Origin of the sequence: Allobosea sp. LjRoot90 (assembly GCF_964254315.1) — a bacterium.
Taxonomy (GTDB): Bacteria; Pseudomonadota; Alphaproteobacteria; order Rhizobiales; family Beijerinckiaceae; genus Allobosea.
Genome location: NZ_CAXUTF020000008.1, coordinates 40,461 through 57,626 on the forward strand (window position 1 = coordinate 40,461; position 17,166 = coordinate 57,626).

Sequence of the window (17,166 nt, forward strand, 5' to 3'; positions counted from 1 at the left end):
GAGGCGAAACGCAACGACGCGGCGCGGGAGTGACATGGACCTCTCTCGGCGGATTGGTTCCATTTGGGTAAGGCGCAAGCCCTTCAGCCGCAACGTCAATCGACGTGCAGGACCGTGGCCGCAGACGCATGACGCGCGAGACCGGCGAGCGGCCCGCCCTCCTGCGCGGCGGCGACGAGATCGCGCGAGATCGGCGCGAGCGCCGCTTCAGCCTGGCGGAACAGGGCGAACAGCGCATCATAGGCCGGTTTGCGCGCAGGATCGGGCTCGAAACGGCGCGCGACCGTGACGAGCGCCTCCTGTGCTTGCGCGAGCGAGGCGAAACGCCCGAGGCCGGTGAAAGCAACGATCGCAGCGCCGAGCAAGCCCGGTTCCTTCGAGGCCGCAACGACGACCGGCCGACCGCAGAGATCGGCCTTGATCTGGCTCCAGACCGGATTGGCCGCAGCGCCGCCGCCGAAGCGGATTTCGGTCGCAACTCGGCCGAGTGCGGTCTCAGCTCGCTCCAGCACGATCCGATTGAGGCAGGCGACGCCTTCCAGCACGGCAAAGGCGAGATCGGCCGGGCCGTGCTGGCGGTTCAGCCCGATGAGGGCGCCGCGCAAGGACGGGTCCCAATAGGGCACGCGCTCGCCCTGGAGATAGGGCAGGAAGAGCAGGGGCTGCGGCTGGCGCGGACCGGAAAGCAGCGCATCGATCTCCTGCCCGACATCGGCGCCGTCGCGTCCGAGCAGCGCCAGCAGCCAGGAGACAGTGTCGGCGCCGGTCTGGCTGGGGCCGCCGAGCTGGAACAGGCCGCGCCAGTCGACAGTAAGCAGGCCTTCCGCCCGCGCCGGCTCGCGGCCGACGACACCGAGCACCTCGGTGGTGCCGGAGATGTTGTAGGCGAAACCCTCGCGCATGGCGCCGAGGCCAACCACCGCCGCCCAGGTGTCGTTCGAGGCGCAGAAAACCGGCTTGCCGATGAGACGGTCGAACGGCGCGGGCAAGCCGGGCTGGACCCCGCCGACCTGCTCCCAGGGCTCCAGCATCGCCGGCAAGATCGACGCCGGGATGCCGGCGGCCGCCAGCAGGTCGCGGCCGTCATGCGGTGCTGCTGCGGTGAGCAACCGTGCCATCGAGACCGGGTCGCTGGCCTGCCGGCCCGTCAGGCGGAAATTGAGATAATCCTTCGGCTCGAGCAGGCAGGCGAGCTCGGCGAAAGCCTCCGGCTCCTCCTCGCGCAGCCAGGCCAGGCGGGCGAGCGGGTGGAAGGCGTTGATCGCGGCGCTCTCCGGATGGGCCGGATCGAGCCGCGCACGCAGGCCTGCCGCGACTGCGTCCGCGCGCGTATCTTTCCAGGTCATGGCAGCGCGCAAAGGCCAGCCATCCCGATCGAGAAAGACCTGGGTGCGGGTGACGCCGCAGATCGCGACAGCCTCGACCGCGTCGAACAGTGCCGGTGCTTCTGCCGCCAGCCCGGAGCAAGCCTCTGTCAGCAGCTTCCACCAGGCATCAGGCTCGATCTCGGAACGGCCCGAGCGGTCATCATGGCTCGCCGGCCCGGCAATGGCGTGCTGGGCGCAGGTAGCGCCGGTTTCATCGACGAGGGCGGCGCGGAACGAAGTGCCGCCAAGATCGCAGGCGAGGACGATGCTCATGCCCTCGCCCTGCGTCAGGAACGAGCCATGGTCAAGCGGCGCGATCCTTCATACCGCCATCGGTCAACCGGTACCAGGCGATGATCGCCGAGACATAGAGCTCGTTCAGCGCATGCAGCGGCAACGGCGCGATCGGCACGACCGGGAAAGGCAGGCGCGTCCTGTCACCGCTGTGCAGATACTCGGCCATGGCCTTGCCCATCGCCGTCTGCAAGCCAATGCCGCGGCCCATGCAGCCGATGTCGACGAGCAGTCCCGGCTCCGGTTCGTGCAGATGCGGCAGGAAATCGCGGGTCAGCGCGACGCGGCCACACCAGCGATAATCGAAACGCAGCCCCTTGGCCTGCGGATACATCTTGCCGATGACGCGTTCGAGATGGGCCCAGTCGGCGGCATCGCGCGGCTCGCGGAAGGGCCCGCGCCCGCCCATCAGCAGGCGGTTTTCGTGATCCTTGCGGAAATAGAGCAGGAGCTGGCGGGTGTCCGAAGTCACCTGCCCCTCGGGCAGGATCGTGCCAGCGAGATTGTCGGAGAGCGGCTCGGTCGCGACGATGAAGGAATTCGGCCGGATCACCGTCTGGCGCAATTTCGGAATGAGGTCGCCGGTGTAGCCATTGGTCGCGATCACCACGCGCGGCGCGGTGACCGTTGCACCCTGCGCAGTCCGCACGACCCAGTTGCCGCCATCGCGGCGTAAGTCCGTCACCGGGCTCTGGCCGTGGATCGCAGCGCCCGCCTGCTGCGCCGCCCTGGCTAGGCCGCGGGCATAGGCCAGCGGCTGGACGCCGCCGCCGCGCGGGTCGAGCCAGCCGCCGAGATAGCGGTCGGTACCGATCAGACGACCGACCGCATCGGCGTCGAGAAAGCGGGCGCCGACGCCGCGCATGCTCCATTCCTCGGCCCGGCGCTTCACCGTCTCGACCATGGCCGGCGTATGCGCGCCCTGGACCCAGCCGGCGCGGCGATACGGCACATCCATCCCGTGCTTCTCGATCAGCCCGAAGACGAGGTTTGCCGTCGAGCCGACGAACGAGACCAGGGCCTCGCCGGCCTCAGGACCGTATTTGGAGACGATCTCGGATGGATCGTATTTGATGCCGGGGATGACCTGCCCGCCATTGCGGCCGGAAGCGCCCCAGCCCGGCTCGTGCGTCTCGAGCACGACGACCGAGACGCCGGCTTCTGCCAGGTGAAGTGCCGTCGAGAGGCCGGCATAGCCGGCGCCGACGATGCAGACATCGGCCCGGACATCGCCCGCGAGCGGCGGCGTTTCCGGCGCTGCTGGAGCCGTCGCATGCCAGAGCGAGGGCTGCAGCGGAAAGGGCTCGGCCATCTAAGAGCTCCTAATGGAATCTGGAGGGGTCTCGACGCCGGCAATTCGTCCGGTCCGCCAGGAGCGGTGCGCCGTCGATACCGTTGGTATCGACAAGCGACGCGACGCCGCGGGCGGTCGAATTCCCGGCGCCGAAGGTGGGCTTTGGAGGGCCACCTGCGGCGTCGAATCTGCTCGCCGATATCGAAGGATATCGGCTGCGCGCTTCTCCTGGCATTCGGCTCCTCCAAAGCCCATCGAGACCCCTCCAGATTCCATTAGGAGCTCTTGGTATCCCTTAGATCGGCTTCAGCACGCGGCGCAGGAAATCCTGGGTGCGCGGATTGCGCGGCGCGCTCAGCACTTCGCGTGCCGCGCCCTCCTCGACGATGACGCCGCCATCGAGGAAGAGCACGCGGTCGGCGACCTCGCGGGCAAAGCCCATCTCGTGGGTGACGACCAGCATGGTCATGCCGTCCTCGGCGAGGCTCTTCATCACGCCGAGCACCTCGCCGACGAGCTCGGGATCGAGGGCCGAGGTCGGCTCGTCGAACAGGATCGCCTTGGGCTGCATGGCGAGCGCCCGGGCGATGGCGACGCGCTGCATCTGGCCACCCGAAAGCTGGGCCGGATAGGCGCCGAGCTTATCGGCAAGGCCGACGCGAGCGAGCAAATCGCGCCCGCGCTCGAGCGCCTGCGCCCGCGGCTCCTTCTTCACATGGATCGGCCCCTCGACGACGTTCTCCAGCGCGGTCCGGTGCGGGAACAGATTGAAACGCTGGAACACCATCGCCATCGCGGTGCGGATGCCGACGATCGAGCGGTCGGCGCGGTCGACCTTCGCGCCGTCGATCAGGATCGATCCGCCATCATAGGCTTCGAGCCCGTTGATGCAGCGCAGGATGGTCGACTTGCCGGAACCGGACGGGCCGATCAGGCAGACGACCTCTCCGCGCTGGACGCTTCCCGTGATGCCCTTCAGCACCTGATGGCTGCCAAAGCTCTTGGTGACGCCGGAGAGCTCGATCATCGCTTGGCTCCCTTGCCGAAGCGGCGTTCCAACCAGCCGACGAAGGCGATCAGCGGCAGGCTCATCGAGAGGTAGAGCAGCGCGACCAGCGTGTAGACCGTCATGTTCTTGAAGGTCGAGGAGGCGATCAGCGAGCCCTGCAGGGTTAGCTCGGCGACGGTGATCGTCGAGGCCTGCGAGGAATCCTTCAGCATCATGATCATGATGTTGCCGTAGGGCGGCAGCACGATCTTCACCGCCTGGGGCAGGATCACCCTGCGCATCATCATGCCCCAGCCCATGCCGATCGACTGTGCCGCCTCGATCTGGCCGTGGTCGACCGCCTCGATGCCGGCCCGGAAATTCTCGGATTGATAGGCCGAATAGGCGATGCCGAGCCCGATGATCGAGGCCTGCAGTGCCGAGAGCGCCAAGCCGAACTCGGGGAAGACGAAGTAGATGTAGAACAGCTGCACCAGGATCGGGATGCCGCGCAGTATGTTGACGACGGTCTTCGCGACGAAGGCGAGCCAGCCGATGCCGGACACACGCATCAGCGCCCAGACGAGGCCGAGCGCAGTCGACAACGCCAGCGAGCCGAGCGTCACCAGGATGGTGAATTTCAGCCCCTGCAGGAGCAGAGGCAGGAATTGGGCAGCATCACGCAGAAAAGCTTGCATCGGAGCTCGTCGTCACGGGAAGGTCGCGGCGATGGATCGGCCTCAACCCCGTCAGCCGGATCGCACAGGACCCGGCCGAGGCGTAGGCCGACATGTCTCCGGCTCGCTTATTCCAGCCCCCATTTGGCGAGAATCTTGTCGAGCGTGCCGTCAGACTTGACCTTGGCGAGGCCGGCATTGACCTTCTTCAGCAGTTCGCCGTCGCTCTTGCGCACGCCGATGCCGACCGAACCGGTGATGATGGGCTTGTAGGACTTGACCAGCCGGACGTTCGGGAACTGCCCCTGCTTCAGCGTATAGGCCATGATCGGCGCGTCGGCGAAGGCGGCCTGGATACGGCCGGCATTGACGTCGGCGAGGATGTCCGGCGAGGTCTTGTAGAGCTTCACCTCGGAGAACAGACCGGTCTTCTGCAGCACCTCGACATAGGCGGTGCCGATCTGGGCACCGACTGTGTAGCCCTTCATGTCGGCGAGCTCGACATAATCCTTCTTGTCCGAGGCCGGGACCAAAAGGCCCTCGCCATAGGTGTAGATCGGGTCGGAGAAGTCGATCACCTCCTTGCGCACCGGGGTGATGTACATCGCCGCCGAGATCAGATCGATCTTGCTCGCAGTGAGCGAGGCGACCAGCGTCGAGAACTGCATGCCCTCGACCTCGACCTTCAAGTCGGAAGCGGCGGCGATCGCCTTGACCAGGTCGACCATCACGCCTTCGATCGTGTTGGTCTTGGTGTCGAGGAAGGTGAACGGCATGCCCGTCGGCGTCGAGCCGACCTTGAGGACGGACTGGGCGGCGGCCGGTGATACGGCCGTGGCGGCAGCGCCTCCAGCCAGCAAGGTCAGGAAGGTCCGGCGTTCCATAGCAATGTCCCCTATTTTGTCCGTGCACCGCAAAGGCGCCAGCTCGAATTTTCACGAGCATGAAGATACGAGCATAGGACGATCTTGCCGGCAAGCGATTTTCATGCACATGAAATAGGCTAAGAAGGAATCGCGATGAGCCTGCCTGCCACCGACCTGCCGCATCTGCATGTCGACCGCGAGATCGGAGCGCGGCTGCGCCAGCTCCGGCGCGCCCGCCGGCTATCGCTGGAGGAGCTCGCGAGCCGCACCGGGCTGTCGATCGGCTTCCTCAGCCAGATCGAGCGCGGCCTGTCCTCGCCAACGCTGCGGGTGCTGGCCGCCGTTGCCGACGCACTCGGCGTCGCGATCTCCGAACTTTTCCCTGCCGACACACGGAGCGCCGACCCGACCGCCACCATCGTGCGCCAGACCAATCGCGGCGAATTGCAGCTCTGGCGCTCCGGCATCCGCAAGCAATTGCTGACCCCGCAGGCGGAGGGCGCAAAGCTCAACCTCTTCATCGTCGAGATGGAGCCAGGCGCCAGCACCGGCGACGAGCACTACATCCATAATGGCGAGGAGGCTGGTCTGGTGCTCAGCGGCACCATGCTGCTCAATGTCGAGTACGAGAGCTGGGTCCTGCACGAGGGCGACAGCTTCCGCTTCCTGTCCTCACGCCCGCACCGCTTCGCCAACCAGCATAACGGCGTCACCCGCGTGCTCTGGGTCAACTGCCTGTAGCTGACACCTGCATGCGTTGAACGCATGACAACGCTCTTTCCTGATAGCCCGATCTGCGTCTAAGCCAATGCCGCCATGAGGAAAGGCGGCTGGACACAGCGCTCCTCCCGGCATGATCGTTGACCAGGGAAACGCAAGGGAGGTCGGCATGGCAGGGCAAGCCGCCAGCAAGACCGTCCCGTTGGGCTCCGCATCCGGGCCGCAGCGGCACACGATCCGTGTGATCCAGATCAATGTGCCGGCGGCATCGGCGCCGAACGATCGCGCCCTCCCTCCCGGACAGCCAGCCAGCCTTCCCGCGCCAGAGGACAAGCAGCCATGACACAAGCGCGACGGCACCAGCACGACGCCCCCGATGGAACCACCGCCGGTGCGGCCAGGCCGGCCGAGATCGATGGCGAATTTCGGGTGAAGCTGCCCGATGGCGCGATGCTGCGCGCATTTTCGCAGGGCCAGGGCCGGCCGTTGCTGCTGGTCAGCGGGCTCGCCGGCAGCGCCGCCTTCTGGGACGACAATGCCGCGACGCTGGCGCGTTCCTTCAAGGTGCTGCGCTTCGACCAGCGCGGCATCGGCGCCAGCGACCGCGGCAGCGCCCCCTGCACGATCGACCAGCTGGCGCGTGACTGCCTCGCCGTGCTCGATGCCGCCGGCATCGAACGTGCTACCGTGCTTGGCCACTCGACCGGCGGCTGCATCGGCCTGTCGCTGGCCCGCCAGGCGCCGGAGCGGCTCGACGGGTTGATCATCAGCGGCGGCTGGTTGAAGCAGAACCGCTACATGACCGCGCTGTTCGAGACCCGCCTCGCTATCCTCGACCAGCACCCGCGCGCCTATGCGGCGACCGCGGCGCTGATGGCGTACCCGCCGACCTGGCTCGAAGCGCATTGGAGCGCCTACGAGGCAGCCGTCGCCGCCGCGCCCGCCTCGCCCGAGGCGAAGCAGGTGGTGCGCGAACGCATCAATGCGCTGCACGCCTTCGACGGCTCGAGCTGGGCTGGGGAGATCGCCCTGCCGACACTGATCCTCGGCGCCCGCGACGATTTGATCGTGCCCGCCTTCCTGCAGGAAGAGCTCGCGGCTGCCATGCCCGGAGCACGCAAGACGCTGCTCGATTCAGGCGGACACTTCTTCCCGATCTCCCGCCCGGATGCTTTTACCGCCAACGTCGCCGAATGGATCGGGGCCCTGTAGCGGCACCGCGACGAACTGCCCCGTATTCAACGCAGCAGGCTGCGCTATCTCAGAAGGAGTCTAGACTGAGGAGAGACGACCCGATGAGGCTGCCTGTGAGACTGATCGCCAGCGCCACCCTGCTCACCCTCGCCGCGTTGGCCGCATCCCCCGCCTCGGCGCAGGATGTCTCCGCCGGCGAGCGCTCCTGGAACAAGTGCCGGGCCTGTCATCAGCTCGGCGAGGGCGCCAAGAACCTGGTCGGCCCACAGCTCAACGGCCTGTTCGGGCGCCATACCGGCGAGGTCGAGGGCTACAGCTATTCGACCGCCAACAAGGGCGCCAACATCACCTGGGACGAGGCGGTCTTCGCCGAATACATCAAGGACCCGAAGGCCAAGATTCCCGGCACCAAGATGATCTTCGCCGGCATCAAGAACGAAAAAGAGATCGCCGACCTCACCGCCTTCCTCAAGCAGTTCGGCAAGGACGGCAAGAAGCTCTGAAAGCGGCCTGCGGGCTGAGAGCTCTTCCAGTTCATCATTACCCAAGAACGGCGGAAACACCGGCCCGCGCAACGATAGCGAGCGGGCCAGGTGCCGACATGTCGCGCGAAAAAGCATTGCCGGCTACAAAATCAACTGGCAAGCCGCCCCCCGAATCACCATATGCTGCCGCCGGAGGGCGCATGGGGAAGTCGGTAAGGGCAGCAAAGGCGGCGAGCGGCAAGCGGGCGGCGGGGCCGAAGGTTCAGATCGGCGCGATCCCGTATCGGCACCGGCTGGACGGTGCTGTCGAGATCATGCTGGTGACGACGCGGGAGACGCAGCGCTGGATCGTGCCGAAAGGCTGGCCGATTCGCGGGCTGAAGAGCCATGAAGCCGCCGCGCGCGAAGCCATGGAGGAAGCCGGTCTGCTCGGCGAAGTCGGCAAGAAGCCTGTCGGTCGCTACACCTACTGGAAGCGGCGCACGCGCGACTTCGTGCTGTGCAAGGTCAGGCTCTATCTGCTCGCGGTGACGGACCAGCTTCCGACCTGGCCCGAGCAGGAACAGCGCCGCTGCCAGTGGTTCACCCAGGCCGATGCGGCGGACCTCGTCGACGAGCCGGCGCTGGGTGCGATCCTTCGCGGCCTGAGGTTCAAGGCGTCCTGACGGCTTGCATCAGCGCGCATCGTGGAAGATCAGCCCGGTCGTATAGCGCTCGCCCGAACGCACCCGGCTGACGCCATGGCGCAGATTGACGCGATAAGCCCCGCGCGTCCCCTGCACCGGCCGATGCTGCACAGCGAAGATCGCAGCCTCGCCCTGCCGCAGCGGCACCACCTCCGGCCGTGACTGCATGCGCGGGCGCTGCTCAACCAAGGTGAACTCGCCGCCGGTGAAATCCCGCTCCGGCTCGGAGAGCAGGATCACCATCTGGAACGGGAAGAACAGATCGCCGTAGAGGTCCTGGTGCAGGCAGTTGTAATCGCCGGCGCCGTATTTCAGCAGCAGGGGCGTCGGTCGTTCCTGTCCTTGCGCATGGCAGAGCGCCAGGAAATCGTCGAGCGTCTCCGGGTAGCGCTGATCGATGCCGAGCGCCGCATTCCAGCGATTGGCGATCGGTGCGAGCCGGGCATAGATCAGCGGGCGTAGTGCCGCGATCACATCCGGCAACGGGTGGGCGAAGTACTGGTATTCGCCGCGGCCGAAGCCGTGGCGCGCCATGACAATGCGGCTGCGGAAATGCCCGGGCTCGGCATAGAGCGCGCGCAGCGCGGCGCAGGTTTCCGCATCGAGCAACGGCCCAGTCAGGCCGACGCCATGCTCGTCGAGCTCACTCTCGATCCGCCGCCAGTCGAGAGCGGTCACGACCTCATCCATCGCCTGTCCATCCGTCCTACGGAGTGCCGCCGTCGCCATGTTCCACGTCCTTCACCAGTCTCGTTGGCAGCGATGAAACGCAGCGGCGGCGGCGCGCGACACCCGGTTTCTGCCCGGCAGGAAGCCGGCCGAGCCGCTGCGGCGATCCAGAAAAATAGCCACTTGACCTTCCCATCATGGGAAGGTGTAGCCATCTTCCAAAGAGAGAAGGAAGGTGATGCGTCATGACGATGCATGCGAAGCATGAAGTGCCCGCAGCCAAGCCCAGCACGATCGATATCCCCGTCGATGGGATGACCTGCGCGTCCTGCGTCCGACGGGTGGAAAAGGCGATCTCGGCTGTCCCCGGCGTCAGCGAAGCCCAGGTCAATCTGGCGACCGGCAAAGCGCGCGTAACCCTGGCCGGCGGGGATACCGAGGCGGTCGCCGAAGCGATCCGCGGCGCCGGCTACGAACCGGGCGCGACCGATATCTCGCTGGCGATCTCAGGCATGACCTGCGCATCCTGCGTCGGCCGGGTCGAGAAGGCGCTAGGCGCCGTCCCGGGCGTGCTGAAGGCGCAGGTCAATCTCGCGACCGAGCGCGCAACCGTCCGGGTCGCCGATGGCAGCATCACACCGGCGCTCGTCGCGGCCGTCACCATTGCCGGCTACGAGGCCAAGCCGCTCGACGAGGGACGCAGCGACGACGGCGATGCTGCCGCTGCACGCCGACAGGCAGAGCAGGCCGCGCTCGGCCGCTCGGTCGTCATCGCCGCGCTGGCGACCTCGCCGCTGCTGGTGCTCGAGATGGGGCCGCATCTGAGCGAGGTCTTCCACCATTGGCTTTACGCCCGCGTCGATGCGTTCGTGCTGAAGCTCATCGCCTTCGGCCTCACCACCATCGTGCTGTTCGGGCCGGGTCTGCGCTTCTTCCTGAAGGGCTGGCCGGCGCTGATGCGGGCTGCGCCCGACATGAACGCGCTGGTCATGCTCGGTGCCGGTGCGGCCTATGCCTATTCCGTCGTCGCGACCTTCGCGGCCAACTGGCTGCCGGCCGGAACGGACTACACCTATTTCGAGACCGGGGCGGTGATCGTCACGCTGATCCTGCTCGGGCGCTGGTTCGAGGCTCGCGCCAAGGGCCGCACCAGCGAGGCGATCAAGCGACTGGTCCAGCTCCAGGCGCGCTCGGCCCGCGTGCTGCGCGACGGCGTCGAGAGCGAGATCGCGATCGAGCATGTCCGGGTCGGCGATCTCGTGCTGGTCCGGCCCGGCGAGAAGATCCCGGTCGACGGCGAGGTCGTCGAAGGCGCATCCTATGTCGACGAGGCGATGGTGACCGGCGAGCCGGCGCCTGCCCATAAGAGTGTCGGCGCCAGCGTGATCGGCGGCACCATCAACCGCAATGGCGCGCTGCGCTTCCGGGCAGAAAAGGTCGGCGCCGATACGCTGCTCGCCCAGATCCTGCGCATGGTCGAGCAGGCGCAGGGCGCCAAGCTGCCGATCCAGGCGCTGGTCGACCGCGTCACCAACTGGTTTGTGCCGGCGGTGATCGCCGTCGCGCTGCTGACCTTCGCAGCATGGCTCGTCTTCGGCCCCTCGCCCGCGCTGACCTATGCGCTGGTCAACGCCGTCGCGGTGCTGATCGTCGCTTGCCCCTGCGCCATGGGTCTGGCCACCCCGACCTCGATCATGGTCGGCACAGGCCGCGCCGCCGAGCTCGGCGTCCTGTTTCGCCAGGGCGCGGCACTGCAGGGCCTGAGTGAGGTTACGACTATCGCCTTCGACAAGACCGGCACGCTGACCAAGGGGCGGCCCGAGGTGACGCGTTTCGTCGCCGCCGACGGTTTCGCCGAGGACGAGGCCTTGCGTCTCGCCGCCTCGGCCGAAAGCGCCTCCGAACACCCCTCCGCCGAGGCGATCGTCGCGGAAGCGAAGCGGCGTGGCCTCGCGCTCGCTCCGGCGGCCGATTTCGCGGCCGAGCCTGGCCTCGGCATCTCGGCTCGGGTCGAGGGCCGCGACATCCTGGTCGGTTCGGCCAGGCTGATGGCCGAGCGCGGCATCGCTGCATCGACCTTCGCCGAGCAGGCCGCAACCTCCGCTCGGGACGGCGAGAGCCCGCTCTATGTCGCGATCGATGGCAGGCTCGCCGGCCTCGTCGCCGTGGCCGACCAGGTCAAGCCGGGCACGGCGGCGGCGATCGACGCGCTCAAGGCGCTCGGCCTGCGCATCGTCATGGTGACCGGCGATAACCGCGCCACCGCCGAGGCGATCGCGGCCCGGCTCGGCATCGACGCGGTCGAGGCCGAGGTCCTGCCGACCGACAAGGCCGCGATCGTCAAGCGCCTGCAGGCAGGCGGCGGCAAGAAGGTCGCGTTCGTTGGCGATGGCATCAACGATGCGCCGGCGCTGGCCCAGGCCGATATCGGCATCGCCATGGGCGCCGGCACCGACATCGCCATCGAGAGCGCCGACATCGTGCTGATCTCCGGTGATCTGCGCCATGTCCCGGAGGCGATCGGCTTGTCCAAGGCGACGATGGCGAATATCCGCCAGAATCTCGGCTGGGCCTTCGGCTACAATGTGCTGCTGATCCCGGTTGCGGCCGGGCTGCTCTATCCGCTCTGGGGCGTGCTGATGTCGCCGGTCTTCGCCAGCTTCGCCATGGCCTTCTCCAGTGTCAGCGTGCTGGCCAACGCACTCAGGCTGCGCCGTTTCGCGGCGCGGCAGGACGTCACTGCGACCGCGCCAGGCGCAGCGACGGCCACTGCCTTCGGGAGGATGGGATGAACATCGGACAAGCCGCAGAGGCTTCAGGCGTCAGCGCCAAGATGATCCGCTATTACGAGCAGATCGGACTGATCGAGCCACCGGCGCGCTCGCAATCGGGCTATCGGGTCTATGCCGAGCCCAATGTCCATACGCTGCGCTTCGTGCGCCGTGCCCGCAGCCTCGGCTTCTCGGTGGACGAGACCGGGTCGCTGCTGGCGCTCTGGCGTGACCGTTCGCGGGCGAGCGCGGACGTCAAGCAGCTTGCGCTCAAGCATGTCGCAGAGCTCGAGGAGAAGGCTGCGGCACTGCAGACGATGGCGGCAACGCTGCGCCATCTCGCGAGCAACTGCCATGGCGATCAGCGGCCGGACTGCCCGATCCTCGACAAGATCGGCGCGCGCAACTGACCCCCTGCGCCACGGCGTCGCGATGAAGCACAAAGCAAAACGCCGGCGACCCTTCCAGGCCTCCGGCGTTCGCTGATATCGAGAGATGGTGGCGCCGAGCGCGCCGATCAGCGCCGCATCGCCTCGGCGAGGCGCGGCGAGAAGGTCCGAGTCGGCCGGCGGACCACGACGACGGAGCGGTTCGGCGTCATCACGGTGGTGCGGTGCGCGGCCTTGCGGATCAGCGGCACGACCTCGGCGACGGTCACGCCCATCAGCTGGGCGGCGAGCTCGGCCTGCTGTTCCGGCGAATCGCTCATGCACTGCGCCGCCGTCACCGCCTCTTCGAGGGTCGGCAGCTCTTTGCGCGGGCGCAGAATGCGCGGGGGAGGATTCTTGTACTCAGGCATCACGGTGGCTCCTTGGACACCTAAAATAGCACTTATTGTGCACTGCACAAGATTGCATGGATTATTCTCTGCAATGCAACAATCGCAGGACGGGCTGGCACGCGACTTGCGCCTTTGGAATGCCTGAAATCGGCAGGAGACTGTCACTCTCAGAGCCGGTTCCGATCGAGCAGCGCTCGTCGGCTCGGCTCCGCGAGGAGAAAGCCATGATCACAGCGGATGCCGCCATGTCTGCGGCGCAAGCCCGCCGGCGTCGGCCACCGGCCCCAGTGCCGGAAGAGCGCGAGTTCGGCCGGCTCGAGCTGCTGCTGCGCTTGCGCCGCAACCCGCTGACGATCTGGCGCACACGGCATTTCCGCGAGCCCATCATCGCCGGCGACGGTGTGTTCGGCTACGGCGTTGTCGTCTCCGATCCGGACGTCATTCGGCATGTGCTCGTTGAGAACGCGGCGAACTACCGAAAGGACGATCTCCAGCGCACCATCCTGGCGCCCGGGCTCGGCGAAGGCTTGCTGACCGCCGAGGGCGAAGCCTGGAAACGGGCGCGGCGGACATTGGCGCCTCTGTTCACGCCGCGCTCCGTCGCGGCGCTGGCCGAACGCATGGTCGCGCCCGCCGAGCGGACCGTCGCCCGCATGCTGCGCCGGCGCAGTGGTCGCATCGTCGATGTCTCGGCCGACATGACCCGGGTAACCTACGACATCCTGGCCGAGACGATGTTCTCGAACGCGATCGCCGGCGGCGCCGATGCGTTCGGCAAGGCCCTAACGCGCTATTTCGAGACACAAGGCCGGATCGACCCGCTCGACGTGCTCGGCGCGCCGGCCTGGCTGCCGCGGATCGGGCGCTGGATGGCACGGCCGGCGATCTCCTTCTTCGAAACGCAGGTCAAGGCGATCATTGCGGAACGGCAGGCGCTGCATGCCGGCGGCACCCGGCAGCCGGAGAAGCCGGACCTGCTCGACGCCCTGCTCGCCGCACGCGATCCCGAGACCGGCACCGGACTCAGCGAGGCCGAGGTCGGCGCCAACATCGTCACCTTCATCGGCGCTGGCCACGAGACGACCGCGAACGCGCTGACCTGGTCGCTCTATCTCGTTTCGCTCGCACCGGACGTGCGCGCGGCGCTCGAGGCTGAGATCGATGCGGCCGGCGAGGATCTTGCCGCCGCAGCCTTGTCCGGCGAGCGCCTTTCCCTCACCCGCGCGGTGATCGAGGAGGCGATGCGCCTCTATCCGCCTGTCCCGTCGCTGTCGCGGACGGCATTAGCCGACGATGTCGCGGCTGGACATTGCGTCATCCCGAAGGGCGCCCTGGTCGTGGTCTCGCCCTATCTTCTGCATCGGCACGAGACGTTATGGGAAGCGCCTGACCGGTTCCGGCCAGAGCGCTTCCAGCCCGGAGCCCGTGAGACCATCCCGCGCTATGCCTATCTGCCGTTCGGCGCCGGCCCCCGAATCTGCATCGGCCTGCAATTCGCCATGGTGGAAGCGGTGATCGTGCTCGCCAAGCTGCTCCGGCATCTGCGCTTCGACTATGCGGGCGAGGAGGCGCCGATGCCGACCCAGCGCATCACGCTGCGCCCGCGTGACGGAATGCCGATGCGGGTGACGGAGCGTCGCTCGTCGCGGTGACAACCCAATGGACCGCGGCGAATTAACCACAGCTGCCGGAAAAGCATTAAAGATGAACCTCGGGTTTTTAAAGATGTCGTATTGCCGATGGCTGCAGCGATGGAGCAGCGGCCACGCGGCAGCCCGTCAGTCCCGGTTTTTCTTGGCTTTCACGACGGGTTGTGGCGTGCGAACATTTTAAAGATTGTCGAAATCGTCACAAACTGCGCTGGCCCTTGCCCAGAAAAGGCCAATATGGAAGAGATGCCGGGTGTGGCGCCGTATGGTCTTGCTCGGGTTTTGCGAAACCGGCTCTACCGCGTGCAAGGGCTGTCAGATTGCAGGCGCCATAGATTTTGGAAACAACCTTTTTTACTGGGGTGACGTGATGCATGCCAAGACCATGAAGGCCGGAACCATCCTCGTCGCGGGCGCGCTCCTGCTCGGCGGCTGCACCGGGTCGCAGGAACGTGTCGCTGCAGGCGGCGCGTTGGGTGCCGGCGCCGGTGCCCTGATCGGCGGCGCAGTCGGCGGCGGCCGCGGTGCACTGATCGGCGCCTTGATCGGTGGCGTTGCCGGCCTCGTCATCGCCGACGCGATCGAGAAGGAGCGTGCTCGCGAGGCGGCTTACATCGCCGCGCGCTCGGGTGGCTCGAACGTCCAGAGCTTCCGCAATTCGAGCGGCCAGGCTGTCACCGTGCGCGCCCGTACCGTGCGCACCTACAACAACAGCCAGGGCCAGCGCATTCGCGTCGTCGAGCGCAGCGTGACCCGTGAAGGCAAGGCTGCCGGCACCGACCAGGTCGAGGTCAACCTGGCCACCAACGAGGCCTCCGGCATCTGAGCCGCGGGCGAAACCAGAACCGGTCCTCCCTCGACCGCGAGGGAGGACCCCATGAGTATCGAACCGAGATGACTGCGCGAGCGCTGACAAGACGGATCCTTTGCCTGACGGTTGCCTGCCTCACGGCGGCATCGCCGGTGGGGGTTACGGCGCAGACGCAGATGATGGCCGGGTTCGATCCGTACAACCCGTTCGGCTCCGCCGCCCAGCTCCTCTGGCAGCGCATCCAGCAGCAATGCCCGCAGCTCAAGCTGCCGGTCGCCATCGGCATCGCCTCGCGTCCCGCGACCCGCGATGCCTTCACGACCGACCAGGGCAACAATATCATGCAGCAGATTCGGGCTGCGTTCTCGAACATTCCCGGCGTCTCGATGGCGCCCTGGCTCGACATCGACCCGATCAAGGGCATCGTCGACACCGGCGTCCTCGACAATCCGATGGCGGGCGACAACAAGGAACAGCTCAGCAAGATCCAGATCGAGGTCCGGGCATCGGGCCAGAAGGTCGGTGCGGCGGCACGCTTCAACCTGTCGGCGCATGGCTGGAACGGCTATGAGAGCTGCTCGCCGAGCCTCGATCCCTTCACCGTCTCGCAGGATTTCATCGGCGAGGAGTACAGCTCGACCGACGAGCTCTTCAACCGGGTCGCAGCCGGTGTCTGGGCGGCCTCGGTCGATACCTCCAACCCTGTCACGCTCTCGGTCAGGATGCTGAGCGGGTTGCCCGTCAGCCCCGGCTGGCAGGAATTCTTCTCCGACAAGCTGCGGCGCGCGCTGAGCAAGCAGAATGCCGAGGAGCGGGAGACCAAGATCCGGGCAGCGCGCCATGTCACGCTCGTGATCGCGCACGACCCCGCCAGCACCGAGGACAAGCGCTGGGACGGCATGGTCACCGTCGACCCGCGCCCGCTGGGCTACCGGATTTCGGTCAGTGTCAACCGCAGGGACACGACGCCCGTCGCCGAGGACGGCCTGGTCACGCTCGACGAACTGCCGACGATGCAGCAATGGGCTGCGCTCGGCCCCGAGGCTCAGACGCCACGGCTCGACCAGACGCCGATGCGGATCAATGCGCGCATCGAAGGCGGCCGGGCGCTGCAGCAATATCCCTTCCTGGTCGCGCAGGAATCCTATGTCGAGGTCGATATTCCGACCGGCACCGTTCGTGGTCCGCACCCGGCTGTGCCCGTTGACGTGCTCGGCCGCAACAACACCCCGATGAAGACCATCCACATCGCCAATCCGAGCCGCCCGAACCTGCGGCGCTACAAGCTCGGCCCCGGCGAGTACACGATCCGGGTCGGCAGCGCCGGCCCGGTCGCGCAGGACTTCCAGCTGCGGGCGCGCGCGGTCGACACCAGGGACATGCTGGTACCCGAGGCGCCCGGCAGGCTGCTGCGCCGGTTCCAGGACTGGTACGCCAGCGTCTCCGAGGACCCGCGCACCGGCCAGCGCACCTGCTTTGCCTATACCGCAGCCCAGCAGGCCACACCGCGCTATTGGCGCGAACAGGCGCCCTTCATCCTGCTGCAGGCCAGCAGCGGTGGGACCAACGATCTCCAGCACCTGATCGAGGACAAGCGCTATTACAAACCAGGCGCGCCCTTCGAAGCCGTGATCAACGAGGGCAGCGCGACGCGCCGGCTCAACGCCAGTCCGACCGCTTCCGGCAACTTCATCCGCCCGATGAAGCAAGGTTCGAACGGCCAGCCGATCCTCGATATGGACGCGGTCGCCGGCTACAATCGAGGCACGACGCTGGAGATCAGCGGCACCACGCCCGAGGGGCGCCCGGCCCATGTGGTCTATTCGATGCAGGGCTACCGCGCCGCCGTCAACGCCATGTCGCTGGAATGCGGCCGGCGCGATCTCGCCAACGCCCTGGTCTGGAAGTAGTCGC

General features: G+C 67.0%; 16 protein-coding genes. 9 read left to right on the plus strand and 7 right to left on the minus strand.

The genetic code is table 11. The features are described from left to right. Positions 1 to 95 precede the first annotated feature (95 nt). The 5 genes from ACSQ3M_RS24050 to ACSQ3M_RS24070 form a co-directional block, all read right to left on the minus strand. Positions 96 to 1,640, minus strand: a complete 1,545-nt coding sequence (locus tag ACSQ3M_RS24050; protein ID WP_436152601.1) for a xylulokinase — start codon at positions 1,638 to 1,640, stop codon at positions 96 to 98. A 31-nt stretch (positions 1,641 to 1,671) separates the two neighbouring features. Next, positions 1,672 to 2,973 carry an NAD(P)/FAD-dependent oxidoreductase gene (locus ACSQ3M_RS24055; RefSeq protein ID WP_436152602.1) on the minus strand — a complete coding sequence of 434 codons (1,302 nt, stop codon included), beginning with the start codon at positions 2,971 to 2,973 and terminating at the stop codon, positions 1,672 to 1,674. Between the two features lie 277 nt (positions 2,974 to 3,250). After that, a complete protein-coding gene (locus ACSQ3M_RS24060; protein WP_436152603.1) occupies positions 3,251 to 3,982 on the minus strand; it encodes an amino acid ABC transporter ATP-binding protein in 732 nt (243 codons plus the stop codon). Further along, on the minus strand, positions 3,979 to 4,641 hold the full coding sequence (locus ACSQ3M_RS24065) for an amino acid ABC transporter permease (protein ID WP_436152604.1): 663 nt from the start codon (positions 4,639 to 4,641) through the stop codon (positions 3,979 to 3,981). Before ACSQ3M_RS24065 ends, ACSQ3M_RS24060 begins: the two co-directional genes overlap by 4 nt. Positions 4,642 to 4,748: 107 nt before the next feature. Then, positions 4,749 to 5,504, minus strand: coding sequence for an ABC transporter substrate-binding protein (locus ACSQ3M_RS24070; protein ID WP_436152605.1), 756 nt, complete (start codon positions 5,502 to 5,504; stop codon positions 4,749 to 4,751). A 135-nt stretch (positions 5,505 to 5,639) separates the two neighbouring features. On the opposite strand from ACSQ3M_RS24070, the gene ACSQ3M_RS24075 reads away from it, so the two are divergent. The 4 genes from ACSQ3M_RS24075 (at position 5,640) to ACSQ3M_RS24090 (ending at position 8,550) form a co-directional block, all read left to right on the plus strand. Beyond that, positions 5,640 to 6,227: a helix-turn-helix domain-containing protein gene (locus ACSQ3M_RS24075; RefSeq protein ID WP_436152606.1), complete on the plus strand. Its 588-nt coding sequence runs from the start codon at positions 5,640 to 5,642 to the stop codon at positions 6,225 to 6,227. 318 nt (positions 6,228 to 6,545) lie between these two features. Continuing rightward, a complete protein-coding gene (locus ACSQ3M_RS24080) occupies positions 6,546 to 7,418 on the plus strand; it encodes an alpha/beta fold hydrolase (RefSeq protein WP_436152607.1) in 873 nt (290 codons plus the stop codon). A gap of 83 nt (positions 7,419 to 7,501) precedes the next feature. Further along, positions 7,502 to 7,903 carry a c-type cytochrome gene (locus tag ACSQ3M_RS24085; RefSeq protein ID WP_436152608.1) on the plus strand — a complete coding sequence of 134 codons (402 nt, stop codon included), beginning with the start codon at positions 7,502 to 7,504 and terminating at the stop codon, positions 7,901 to 7,903. Between the two features lie 98 nt (positions 7,904 to 8,001). Then, positions 8,002 to 8,550: an NUDIX hydrolase gene (locus ACSQ3M_RS24090; RefSeq protein WP_436152609.1), complete on the plus strand. Its 549-nt coding sequence runs from the start codon at positions 8,002 to 8,004 to the stop codon at positions 8,548 to 8,550. Positions 8,551 to 8,559: 9 nt separating this feature from the next. On the opposite strand, the gene ACSQ3M_RS24095 is transcribed toward ACSQ3M_RS24090, so the two are convergent. Further along, a complete protein-coding gene (locus ACSQ3M_RS24095; protein WP_436152610.1) occupies positions 8,560 to 9,261 on the minus strand; it encodes a 2OG-Fe(II) oxygenase in 702 nt (233 codons plus the stop codon). Positions 9,262 to 9,485: 224 nt separating this feature from the next. Here ACSQ3M_RS24095 and ACSQ3M_RS24100 point away from each other — a divergent pair, with 224 nt between their 5' ends. Together ACSQ3M_RS24100 and cueR are read left to right on the plus strand one after the other, a co-directional pair. Continuing rightward, positions 9,486 to 12,032 carry a heavy metal translocating P-type ATPase gene (locus ACSQ3M_RS24100; RefSeq protein ID WP_436152611.1) on the plus strand — a complete coding sequence of 849 codons (2,547 nt, stop codon included), beginning with the start codon at positions 9,486 to 9,488 and terminating at the stop codon, positions 12,030 to 12,032. Beyond that, on the plus strand, positions 12,029 to 12,421 hold the full coding sequence (cueR, locus tag ACSQ3M_RS24105) for a Cu(I)-responsive transcriptional regulator (protein ID WP_436152612.1): 393 nt from the start codon (positions 12,029 to 12,031) through the stop codon (positions 12,419 to 12,421). The genes ACSQ3M_RS24100 and cueR overlap by 4 nt, the downstream gene beginning before the upstream one ends. 107 nt (positions 12,422 to 12,528) lie before the next feature. On the opposite strand, the gene ACSQ3M_RS24110 is transcribed toward cueR, so the two are convergent. After that, on the minus strand, positions 12,529 to 12,810 hold the full coding sequence (locus tag ACSQ3M_RS24110; RefSeq protein ID WP_091834565.1) for a hypothetical protein: 282 nt from the start codon (positions 12,808 to 12,810) through the stop codon (positions 12,529 to 12,531). Between the two features lie 206 nt (positions 12,811 to 13,016). Between ACSQ3M_RS24110 and ACSQ3M_RS24115 the strand changes: the two genes are divergently transcribed. From ACSQ3M_RS24115 to ACSQ3M_RS24125, 3 genes are all read left to right on the plus strand, one after another. Beyond that, positions 13,017 to 14,444, plus strand: coding sequence for a cytochrome P450 (locus ACSQ3M_RS24115; protein ID WP_436152613.1), 1,428 nt, complete (start codon positions 13,017 to 13,019; stop codon positions 14,442 to 14,444). Positions 14,445 to 14,811: 367 nt separating this feature from the next. Next, a complete protein-coding gene (locus ACSQ3M_RS24120; RefSeq protein ID WP_436152614.1) occupies positions 14,812 to 15,267 on the plus strand; it encodes a glycine zipper domain-containing protein in 456 nt (151 codons plus the stop codon). Positions 15,268 to 15,428: 161 nt separating this feature from the next. Continuing rightward, on the plus strand, positions 15,429 to 17,162 hold the full coding sequence (locus ACSQ3M_RS24125; RefSeq protein WP_436152615.1) for a hypothetical protein: 1,734 nt from the start codon (positions 15,429 to 15,431) through the stop codon (positions 17,160 to 17,162). Positions 17,163 to 17,166 lie beyond the last annotated feature (4 nt).